The 8,763-nt window shown below is 69.6% G+C and carries 12 protein-coding genes; 1 reads left to right on the forward strand and 11 read right to left on the reverse strand.

Features of this window, described 5'->3' with window-relative positions:
• Positions 1–78: 78 nt before the first annotated feature.
• Genes ndhC through VMN58_00130 form a run of 8 tightly spaced genes read right to left on the reverse strand, consistent with a single transcriptional unit; the run spans position 79 to position 6,096 of the window.
• Positions 79–582, reverse strand: a complete 504-nt coding sequence (gene ndhC / locus VMN58_00095; protein ID HUF31591.1) for an NADH-quinone oxidoreductase subunit A — start codon at positions 580–582, stop codon at positions 79–81.
• Positions 583–585: 3 nt separating this feature from the next.
• Complete coding sequence (locus tag VMN58_00100) at positions 586–1,527, reverse strand: hypothetical protein (GenBank protein HUF31592.1); 942 nt, start codon at positions 1,525–1,527, stop codon at positions 586–588.
• A complete protein-coding gene (locus VMN58_00105; protein ID HUF31593.1) occupies positions 1,527–2,657 on the reverse strand; it encodes a cytochrome c in 1,131 nt (376 codons plus the stop codon). Before VMN58_00105 ends, VMN58_00100 begins: the two co-directional genes overlap by 1 nt.
• A gap of 21 nt (positions 2,658–2,678) precedes the next feature.
• Entirely contained in the window at positions 2,679–3,557 is an 879-nt protein-coding gene (locus VMN58_00110) for a Rieske 2Fe-2S domain-containing protein (protein HUF31594.1), read from the reverse strand.
• A gap of 38 nt (positions 3,558–3,595) precedes the next feature.
• Positions 3,596–4,384 carry a menaquinol-cytochrome c reductase cytochrome b subunit gene (locus VMN58_00115; protein HUF31595.1) on the reverse strand — a complete coding sequence of 263 codons (789 nt, stop codon included), beginning with the start codon at positions 4,382–4,384 and terminating at the stop codon, positions 3,596–3,598.
• A 32-nt stretch (positions 4,385–4,416) separates the two neighbouring features.
• Complete coding sequence (extP, locus tag VMN58_00120) at positions 4,417–5,208, reverse strand: selenite/tellurite reduction operon b-type cytochrome ExtP (GenBank protein HUF31596.1); 792 nt, start codon at positions 5,206–5,208, stop codon at positions 4,417–4,419.
• An 11-nt stretch (positions 5,209–5,219) separates the two neighbouring features.
• Positions 5,220–5,636, reverse strand: a complete 417-nt coding sequence (locus VMN58_00125; GenBank protein HUF31597.1) for a 4Fe-4S binding protein — start codon at positions 5,634–5,636, stop codon at positions 5,220–5,222.
• A 7-nt stretch (positions 5,637–5,643) separates the two neighbouring features.
• Positions 5,644–6,096: a hypothetical protein gene (locus VMN58_00130; protein ID HUF31598.1), complete on the reverse strand. Its 453-nt coding sequence runs from the start codon at positions 6,094–6,096 to the stop codon at positions 5,644–5,646.
• A 199-nt stretch (positions 6,097–6,295) separates the two neighbouring features.
• On the opposite strand from VMN58_00130, the gene VMN58_00135 reads away from it, so the two are divergent.
• Positions 6,296–7,228 carry a c-type cytochrome gene (locus tag VMN58_00135; protein ID HUF31599.1) on the forward strand — a complete coding sequence of 311 codons (933 nt, stop codon included), beginning with the start codon at positions 6,296–6,298 and terminating at the stop codon, positions 7,226–7,228.
• Positions 7,229–7,244: 16 nt separating this feature from the next.
• On the opposite strand, the gene VMN58_00140 is transcribed toward VMN58_00135, so the two are convergent.
• Genes VMN58_00140 through VMN58_00150 form a run of 3 tightly spaced genes read right to left on the reverse strand, consistent with a single transcriptional unit; the run spans position 7,245 to position 8,650 of the window.
• Positions 7,245–7,859: an ATP/GTP-binding protein gene (locus VMN58_00140; GenBank protein ID HUF31600.1), complete on the reverse strand. Its 615-nt coding sequence runs from the start codon at positions 7,857–7,859 to the stop codon at positions 7,245–7,247.
• 7 nt (positions 7,860–7,866) lie between these two features.
• Positions 7,867–8,217 (reverse strand): DUF742 domain-containing protein, encoded by a 351-nt coding sequence (locus VMN58_00145; GenBank protein ID HUF31601.1) that lies wholly within the window; start codon positions 8,215–8,217, stop codon positions 7,867–7,869.
• A 10-nt stretch (positions 8,218–8,227) separates the two neighbouring features.
• Positions 8,228–8,650, reverse strand: a complete 423-nt coding sequence (locus VMN58_00150) for a roadblock/LC7 domain-containing protein (GenBank protein HUF31602.1) — start codon at positions 8,648–8,650, stop codon at positions 8,228–8,230.
• Between the last annotated feature and the right edge of the window lie 113 nt (positions 8,651–8,763).

Raw genomic sequence — 8,763 nt, forward strand, 5'->3', positions numbered from 1 at the left:
GTCAGGACGTTGTGGTCGAGGCCCTCGAGGCCTTCGTCGAGCTTCCAAGCCATGGTGAGCTCCTCTTCGCGATCGGTTTCAGGCCGCTTCGTCGGTGCCGTCGGGGCGGCCGTCGAGGCCGACCCGTCGGACCGTGCTGGCGGCGGTGCGCTCGGAGGAGACCATCTCCCGCTCGGCGTCGGTCGCGCCCGCTCCAGTGCCGTCGACGCGGCGCCGGGTCTTGGTCGGACCCCAGTCGAGCGCGCCGCGGCTGAACTCGTAGGCCAGCGAGATCACGATCGGCGCGGAGAACAGCAGGATCGCGAACAGTCCGAAGGCCCCGAGCTGGCGGTAGATCGTGGCCCACGGGAACAGGAAGATGATCTCGATGTCGAAGACGACGAAGGACATCGCGACCAGGAAGAACTTCACCGGGAAGCGCTCCGGGGGCTCCCGGGTGGGAATGATGCCGGACTCGTACGGGGCCAGCTTCGCCACGGTCTTGCGCTGGGGCGCCACCAGCTTCGACGTCGCCAGGCTGCCCGCCACGAAGACCGCAGCGAGGCCCAGGAGGACGACGAGGGGGAGGTACTGGCCGAGCATGGTCTAGACGGAGGCTCCGGTCGGCACCGGCGTGCTCGTCCTGACCGACTCGGCCTGCGCCAGGTTGGCCTCCAGGATGCGCTCGCGCTGGTGGAGCACCCAGCACAACAGGGCGAAGATCAGCGTCGAGCCGATGGTGATCATGGCGGCCGGGAAGCGCCGGTCGCCGATGTCGCGCAGCATGACGACGGAGATCACCGGCTGGTCCGGGTCGACCTCGGGCGTGGGCGGGGCCTCGCCCGGCACGGTCGGCTGGTCGATGATCCGCTGGACCTGGATGACGGCGTAGCGCTCCGGGTTCTTGATGGTGACCGCCGACACGATCTGGGTGCGGATGCGATCCCACCGGTTGGGGTCGTCGGGCAGGCCCTCCTTGCCACCGACCTCGAAGGCGCCGAGGACCAGGTAGTCCGCCGGGCTCTCGATGCCGAAGTTGCAGGTGGCGCAGTCGGGCAGCGCGTCGCTGACCGTGGCCTCGGCCTCACCCCGGGCGGGCTCCGAGGCGGGGAGCCACCGCCAGCCGTTGCTGTCCTGTTCGATGCGCTCGTCGACCTCCGCGAAGCGGTCGGGGTCCTCCTCGGCGAGCGTCGACATCAACTCGTAGTCGACGCCGCCGCCTGGCGCCTGGGGCAGCTCGGAGAGCTCCAGCTCGCGGACGCGATCGGTGACCGCCTGGCTGGTGTCGGCGGTGTTGTACTCGACGACACGCCACGCGGGGTCCTCGCCCTTCATGCCGATGCCGTAGATCCACCACACGGCACCCAGGATCGCCATCCAGCCGAAGAAGCCGGTGAGGGCGAGGAGGAAGCCGAGGCGGTTGCCGGTGTTGGTGGCGAGCAGCAGGTACACCGAGCCCACGAGGACGACGACACCGACGACGACGGACAGCAGCCCGCGGATGGTCGGATCGAAGGCGATGCCTGCGAGGAGGTTGAGGGTCTGCATCAGTCGCCCTCCCCGAGGGACTCCACGTAGCGGGCGATGGCCATGATCATGTCGCTCGTCATCATTCCGTCGTCGGCCTCTTCCGTGTTCGGATTGAACCCGAAGCCCGGCATCATGCCGTCACCCGACATGCCGTTCAGGCCGTAGGCGACGCCGCGCTCCGCGCCGACGTGCAGGAACTGGGCGAGGTCCTCGACGGAGGCGAACTGGCGGGGCACGAGGCCGTTGCGCAGCTGGGGGCCGTAGGCCCCGGAGCCGTCCTCGTAGTCGACGTACAGGCTCAGGTCGGCGGCCTCGGGCAGCGCGCTCTCGGCGTTGATCGACCAGCCCCTGGTGTGGCAGCGACCGCAGGCGTAGGCGCCGCCGGCGAAGCCGGAGTCGCGGCCGAGGTTGAACAGCGCCTCGCCGGTGGCCAGCTCGGTGTAGTCGATGTCGTCGTCGTCGTCGAGGTCGAGCGTGCGCCGCAGCTCGCCCTCGACCTCGGCCACCGACTCGTCGTGGGACAGCTGGAGGGTGGCGAGGTAGTGGATGATGTTGTCGAGCTGCTGGGTGGTGAGCGGACCGCCCCCGCCTTCGCCCCAGGCGGGCATCGGCGAGAACGGCCGGCCGTACTCGAGGACGTAGTACACCTCTTCCCAGTCGTAGCGCTGCAGCACGGTGTTGAGCGCCGGCGCCGCCCAGTTGACCTGGGCGACGAACTCGTCGTCTTCGTCGAGGATGGTGTGCGAGGCGACACCGCCGACTCCGTCGGGGCCGTGGCAGGCGTTGCACTGGGCACCCTCGGTGTAGAGGTCCTCGCCCCGGGACTCGAAGATCGCCTGGAAGTCATCTTGGCCTCCCTCGATGCGGCCGGGCTCGGCCACCCAGTAGGCGGGGAGCCCGACGCCGATGAGCACCAGGCCGGCGAGTCCGGCGGTGAGGGCCCGGTCGAGCTTCTTGGTCTCGAGCTCGTCGTCGTCGTAGTAGGGCTTGAGGTTCGCGGCGAGCTCGATCTCGGAGCCGACCTCGCGTCGCCCGGCGCGGATGTTGAACAGCGCGTAGACGACGACGGCGACCGTCGCCAGCAGAGCGATGACGGTGCCGATGGCTTGCACGGTGCTCGCGGCGAAGAGGGGGGTCAGTTCAGTCATGGTGGGATGCGGTCGCTCTTCTCAGTGGTCCGACGCGGCGCTGATGCAGTTGGGGCCCTCGGCCTCTTGGCCGGTGGTGTTCGTGCCGATCGGCGGGCCCTGGATGATGGTGCCCGTGTCGACCGACAGGCGGCCGTTGGACACGGACATGGCGAAGCGGTCGAGGCCACGGGGGGCGGGGCCGCCCTTCTTCTCGCCGACCTGGTTGTACTGGCTCCCGTGGCAGGGGCACTCGAACCACTGCGACGTCACGCACTCGGGCACGCGGCAGCCGAGGTGCGGGCACTTCTGGTACAGGGCGACGACGCCGGCCTCCATGCCGGCGAGCTCGCTGTCGGAGTAGACGGCCTCGGCCTTCTCGAGGGCGCTGGTGGGGTACTCGGTGATCCACATGCGGCCCTCGGGCTGATACAGGAACCCGTTGTTGTCCCGGATGCTGGAGATCACGTCGGTGACGTTGCCGACGTCGATCGTGGAGCCGAAGCCGCCACCGACCTGAGGCCAGAGGAAGGCGATGCATGCCGCACCGAAGCCGGACAGGCCGACGACGAAGAAGCCGGTGATGCCCCGGTTGAGGAACTGGCGACGGGTGGCGCCGAGCGTGTCGGGGTCCGGCGGGACCCAGGCCGTGGGCGCAGCGGAGCCGGCGGTGACGAGCTCCTTGCCCGAGCGGCTGCGCTCGAGCTTGGCCGCGAGCTCGAGCTCGCGGCCCGACGCGGTGGCCTTGCCCTCCTCGCGCGGGCTGATGGCGGCGGCACCGGAGTCGCGCGAGCGCGTCTCGCGGGACAGCACACCGATGGCCTTCTGGGTCTGGTTTCGGCGGGCGGCAGCCAGCAGGACCACGCCAGCCAGCACCACGAGGGCGACGACGGCGAGGATGGCGACGGTGGAGGTGTCCATGGTGGGTCTTCCCTACTTCTCGTCGGTTCTCGTCGAGCTCACAGGTGGAAGAACAGGCCCGCGTTCCAGGGGAACACGAAGTTGAAGCCCGGACCTCGGAAGAACGAACCGATGATCGTGAGCACCGCCCAGAACATCAGGTGGATCGTCATCAGCGAGATCACGAACTTGCGGTCGTTGGGCTTGTTCGAGGGGTTGCGGTCGGTGTAGGGCGCGAGGACCAGCGCGACCAGCGCCATGGTGGGGATGGTCATGCCGGCCACCATCGGGTGGAACATCGTGAGGAGCTCCTGGAGACCGAGGAAGTACCACGGCGCCTTCGACGGGTTGGGCGTCTCGTTGAAGTTGGCCAGGTCGAGCAGCGGCGCGTTCACGAAGATCGAGAAGAAGAGCAAGAACGCCGTGATCGCCAGGGCGGCGACGAACTCGACCACGATGAGGTGGGGCCAGGTGTGGACCTTGTCGAGCGGGGTGGCCCGGACGTCCTGGATGGAGCCGGCCTTGACCACCGTCAACAGGCGCTGGGTGTGCCCGCCGGGACCGGTGGGCAGCGGTCCGCCGTCGGTGACCGCAGCCGCCGGGGCCGTGGCCACGGCCGTGCCGCCGCCACCATCCGAGGAGGCCGCGGCGTCACCGCCGCCGGCCTTGGCCTTGGCGGCCTTGGACCGCTCGAGGAGGTGCGCCGGGATGCGCGACTCGGCCTCGGTCTGCTCGGCCGACTGCTCCGCCCCGGCGCCGGCGTCGGCGGCGGCGGGCGCGCTCTCGGCCTCGGCCTTCTTGCGGGCCTCTTCGGCCCGCTTCCGGAGGTGTTCGGGGATCTCGGTCATGGGTGCATGCCTCGTCTCGTCACCATCATCGCCTACAGCGGACCGGAGATCCCGCCGTCCTTGCGGACTCGCCAGAAGTGGATCGCCATGAAGATGACGATCACGAAGGGCAGCATCAACACGTGCAGCACGTACCACCGGATGAGCGTGTCGGAGCCGATCTCCGAGCCGCCGAGCATCACGAACCGCACCTGGTCGCCGAACACCGGGGCATAGCCCATCATCTCGGTGCCCACGGCCACGGCCCACATCGCCAGCTGGTCCCAGGGGAGGAGGTAGCCGGTGAAGGACAGCAGCAGGGTGAGCGTGAGCAGGATCACGCCGATCACCCAGTTGAACTCCCGCGGCGGCTTGTAGGCCCCGTGGTAGAAGACGCGGGCCATGTGCAGGAACACCGACAGCACCATGAGGTGGGCCGCCCATCGGTGCAGGTTGCGCACGAGCAGGCCGAAGGTGATGCCGACCTGGAGGTTGTAGATGTCGTCCCAGGCCTGGGCGGCGGTCGGACGGTAGAAGAACATCAAGAAGATGCCGGTGACCGTCAGCAGGATGAAGAGGAAGAAGGACAACCCGCCGAGGCAGAGCGTGTAGCTCACCTTCACGGCGTGGCGCTTCACCTTCACCGGGTGCAGGTGGTACAGCACCGAGTTCATGACGACGTAGGAGCGGTTCCGGGGGCTGTCGGTGTAGCCCTTGCGGAAGATCGAGCCCGGCCGGAAGATCGAGTTCCACGCCTGCGAGGACTGCACCGTGTCGGGCAGGGCCTGCATCGACTTCTGCAGCCGCTCGCTCCGCGATGGCTTGTCTTCGGTGGTGCTGGCCACGGAGCTTCTCCTTATCCGAGCCGCATCCCATAGCCGTAGCCATGGGTCGGGGTGCGTTGGTGGGGGTCGCCGGCGGCGCTCGGGGCGCCGAGCTTGCCGAGGATGATGACGCCGGTGGGGCACCGGTCGACGCAGAGGGCGCAGCGGGTGCAGACGTCGTCGTCGATGGTGAAGATGACGTTGTCGCTCGGGTCGAGCCCCGGCTGCTCGGTGCCCACGGCCGACTCGATGGCCGACGGGCTGACCATGTGGATGCACTTCCACGGGCAGATGTCGACGCAGCCCTCGCACATGATGCACTCGGACTGGTCGATGTGGATGAACTGCTTGGGCTTGACCGCGGCGGCCAGCCAGGAGGCATCGACCTCCTGGAGCACGTAGTCGTCCCGGAACTCCGGGAGCGGCGGGTTTGCGTCGGTCTTGGCCACTATCGGCTCACCCCTTCTTGACCAGCGGGCGGCCGTAGCTCGAGGTGGGCACGACGGCGGCCTGCGCCTCGGCCTTCTTGGCCCGGTTGTTCCACCAGCTCCAGAGCCAGAGCTGCAGGCCGAGCCCGACGCCGTAGATGACCACGGCCACGAAGTCGCGGATGTGTCGCCAGTTGAAGGTCATCGGCAACCAGCCGCCCTCGGCCTGGGGGCGCATGAAGTTGCCGATGCCCCACACCGTGCGATCGGGGCGCCAGTTCAGCTCGTTGTCGGCCCACACCAGCCACTGGTGGGGGATGATCCCGTACCACCAGAACATGAAGAAGAAGACGAATGCTGCGGCAGCGTAGGCCTGCCCCCACGTCAGCGGCGCCCCCGGCGCGCGACGGTTCTTCCCGTACCAGACCACGGCCAGCACGCCGAGGATTCCGATGATGGAGGAGAGGAGAAGAGCGACCACGGCGTGAAGGACCTCGTGAATTCGTTCACATTGGTGCGAGGAGGGCTCCGAGCCGTCGGAGCCCGCAGACGAAGGGTCTACCACGACCCCCTGGGGCGAGACACATCGGGTCGTTCGGGGCGGCTTGGGTGCCGATCGGGCGTACGGCCTACCCTGTCGCCGTCGCAACAGCCCAACGCCTGTGTCTCCGGGAGGCCCGTTGACTGAGATCCCCGAACACCTCCTCAAGCGCTCGCGCGAACGTCGCTCCGCCATGGGCGGCGACGGCGGTGCGTCGGATGGTGACGGCACCTCGGACACCGGTGGGGCCGCGTCGGCCGACACCCCGGCCAAGGCTGCGGCACCGGCCCCCGCGTCCATGCCGGCGCACCCGGCACCGGCCGCTGCCGAGGTCGCACCGCCGCCCTCCCCGATGGTCGAGGCCTATCAGAAGCGCCGCAAGGTCCCGTTCTGGGCCCTGCCCGTGCTGGCCGGGTTGCCGCTGTGGGCCTACGTCTACGCCGGCACCTTGTCCCCTCCGCCCGCCGGCGAGGGTGCCGAGGTCGTCGGCCAGGAGCTCTTCGCCGGCAGCGGCTGCGGCGGCTGCCACGGCGGTGCTGGTGGCGGCGGCGTGGGTCCGGCCTTCACCGGCGGCGCCATCTACGAGACCTTCCCCGACTTCGTGACCCACTTCGAATGGGTCCGGCTCGGCTCGGCCGGTTGGCTCGAGGAGCGCGGCGACACCTACGGCGCCAACGAGCAGCCGGTCGGCGGCGGCATGCCGGGGTTCGGTGAGGACCAGCTCTCCGACCACGATCTGCTCTTCATCGTCCTGCACGAGCGGCTGCTCGGCGGCGAGAACCCCGACAGCGACGACGCCGAGGCGCTCGAGGCCGTGGTCCTGCTCATGGAGGAGCACCCGGACATGACCCTCGAGGAGGCGCTGGCCGAGATCGGTCTGGAAGCCCCCGAGGGTGGCGAGGGCGGGTCCGGTGCCGACCGCGGTGACCCCTCGCCCGACAACGCACCCGGCAGCGAGGACACCGACGGTAGCGAGGGTGAGTCCGGGCCGGGCACCGACGCCGGGACCGGCGGTGCCGGCAGCGGCGCCGCGCCGCCGGCGGCAGCCGACGGCGCCAGCAGCACGCCGTAGCGCAGCCCCGGGGGGTTCAGGTCAGGGCGGCGGCGGTGCGGGCGCGCGCGGCGTTGACGAGCTCGTCGAGCAACAGCAACAGCACCTCCTTGGCCGACCCGGTCTCGCGTGCGTCGCACTCGGTCATCGGGACGTGGGCACTGACCCCGAGCGCGTCGCGGACCGCAGCGAGGTCGTGGCGGGCGCTGCCCTCGAAGCGGTTGACGGCCACGACGAAGGGGATGTCCTTGGCCTCGAAGTAGTCCACGGCCGGGAAGCTCTGGTCGAGGCGATCGGTGTCCACGAGCACGACGGCACCGAGGGCGTGGGAGCAGATGTCGTCCCACATGAACCCGAAGCGCTCCTGGCCGGGCGTACCGAAGAGGTACATGACGAGGTGCTCGTCGACGGTGAGGCGGCCGAAGTCCATCGCCACCGTGGTGTGCGTCTTGGTCTCCGAGCCCCGACGGTGGTCGACGCGGGCGCCGATGCTCGTCATGGCGGCCTCGGTCCGCAACGGCGGGATCTCCGACAGGGCGCCGACGAAGGTGGTCTTGCCGGCGCCGAAGCCGCCGGCGACCACGAACTTCACGGCGCGGATGCGCGGCTTCCAGGGCGCCGCGGCGGGGCGGCCCTCGGGCTGGATCGTCATCGGGTCCTCACAGGGCTCGCACGGCGTCGATCATGCGCGACAGGGCGTCGAGCTCGATCTCCACGGGATCGGTCTGGTGCACCTCGAGGCAGCCCTCGGAGACGAGGTCGGCGGCGAGGATGGTGGTGACGCCGATGACCAGGCCGAGCTCGGCGGACGCCTCGGCGATGGACTGCGGGCGCTGGCACAGCTTGAGCAGCTTCACCTGTTCGGCCGACAGCCCCGAGGTCGACGCGCCGGGCACCGCGGTGAGCATCGTCTCGATGCGCAGGTCGCGCCGATCGGGCCGGGTCCGCCCACCCGTCATCACGAAGGGGCGGACGACGTCGTGACCACCCGTGCGGCGTGGCTCCGTCATCGGAGGACCCTCATGACACGAGCACCTCTTGCTGGAGCTCGAAGATGAGCTCCGGCGTCAGCACGGCGCGCGCCCGGTCGACGAGCAGGCTGGCCTGGTAGCCGACCTGGCCGATGTCGCAGCGCTTGGAGGCGATCACCCCGAGGCAGCTGCCGTCGGAGATCGACGACACGAACAGGTAGCCGCCCTTCATGGCCACGATGACCTGCTCGAGCGCCTCGAAGCCGAAGCACGAGGTGGTGCCGTGACCGAGGCTCACCAGGCCCGAGACGATGGCGGCCAGCTGCTCGGCGCCGGCCCGGTCCAGGGACTTGGACATGGCCATCAGCAACCCGTCGGCCGACACCGCGATGGCGTCGGTGACGCCAGGGGTCTGCTCGACGAAGCTGTCGATCATCCACGAGAACTGGCGGACGTCGTCCTGCACGGTCATGACTGCTCCTCGGTGGGCCCGGAGACGGGCTCGCTGGTCGTGTCGGGGATCGTGTCGCCCGGCTGGGCGGCTCGGGATGCGCCGTCCTCGAACGCGGCGAGGAAGCCGAACAG

The organism is Acidimicrobiales bacterium (genome assembly GCA_035512495.1).
Classification (GTDB): domain Bacteria; phylum Actinomycetota; class Acidimicrobiia; order Acidimicrobiales; family CADCSY01; genus DATKDW01.

Bases quoted from the DNA above. Each gene is read 5' to 3' on its own strand.
- ndhC (HUF31591.1), bottom strand. From the start codon at position 582: ATGCTCGGCCAGTACCTCCCCCTCGTCGTCCTCCTGGGCCTCGCTGCG.
- VMN58_00100 (HUF31592.1), bottom strand. From the start codon at position 1,527: ATGCAGACCCTCAACCTCCTCGCAGGCATCGCCTTCGATCCGACCATC.
- VMN58_00105 (HUF31593.1), bottom strand. From the start codon at position 2,657: ATGACTGAACTGACCCCCCTCTTCGCCGCGAGCACCGTGCAAGCCATC.
- VMN58_00110 (HUF31594.1), bottom strand. From the start codon at position 3,557: ATGGACACCTCCACCGTCGCCATCCTCGCCGTCGTCGCCCTCGTGGTG.
- VMN58_00115 (HUF31595.1), bottom strand. From the start codon at position 4,384: ATGACCGAGATCCCCGAACACCTCCGGAAGCGGGCCGAAGAGGCCCGC.
- VMN58_00140 (HUF31600.1), bottom strand. From the start codon at position 7,859: ATGACGATCCAGCCCGAGGGCCGCCCCGCCGCGGCGCCCTGGAAGCCG.
- VMN58_00145 (HUF31601.1), bottom strand. From the start codon at position 8,217: ATGACGGAGCCACGCCGCACGGGTGGTCACGACGTCGTCCGCCCCTTC.
- VMN58_00150 (HUF31602.1), bottom strand. From the start codon at position 8,650: ATGACCGTGCAGGACGACGTCCGCCAGTTCTCGTGGATGATCGACAGC.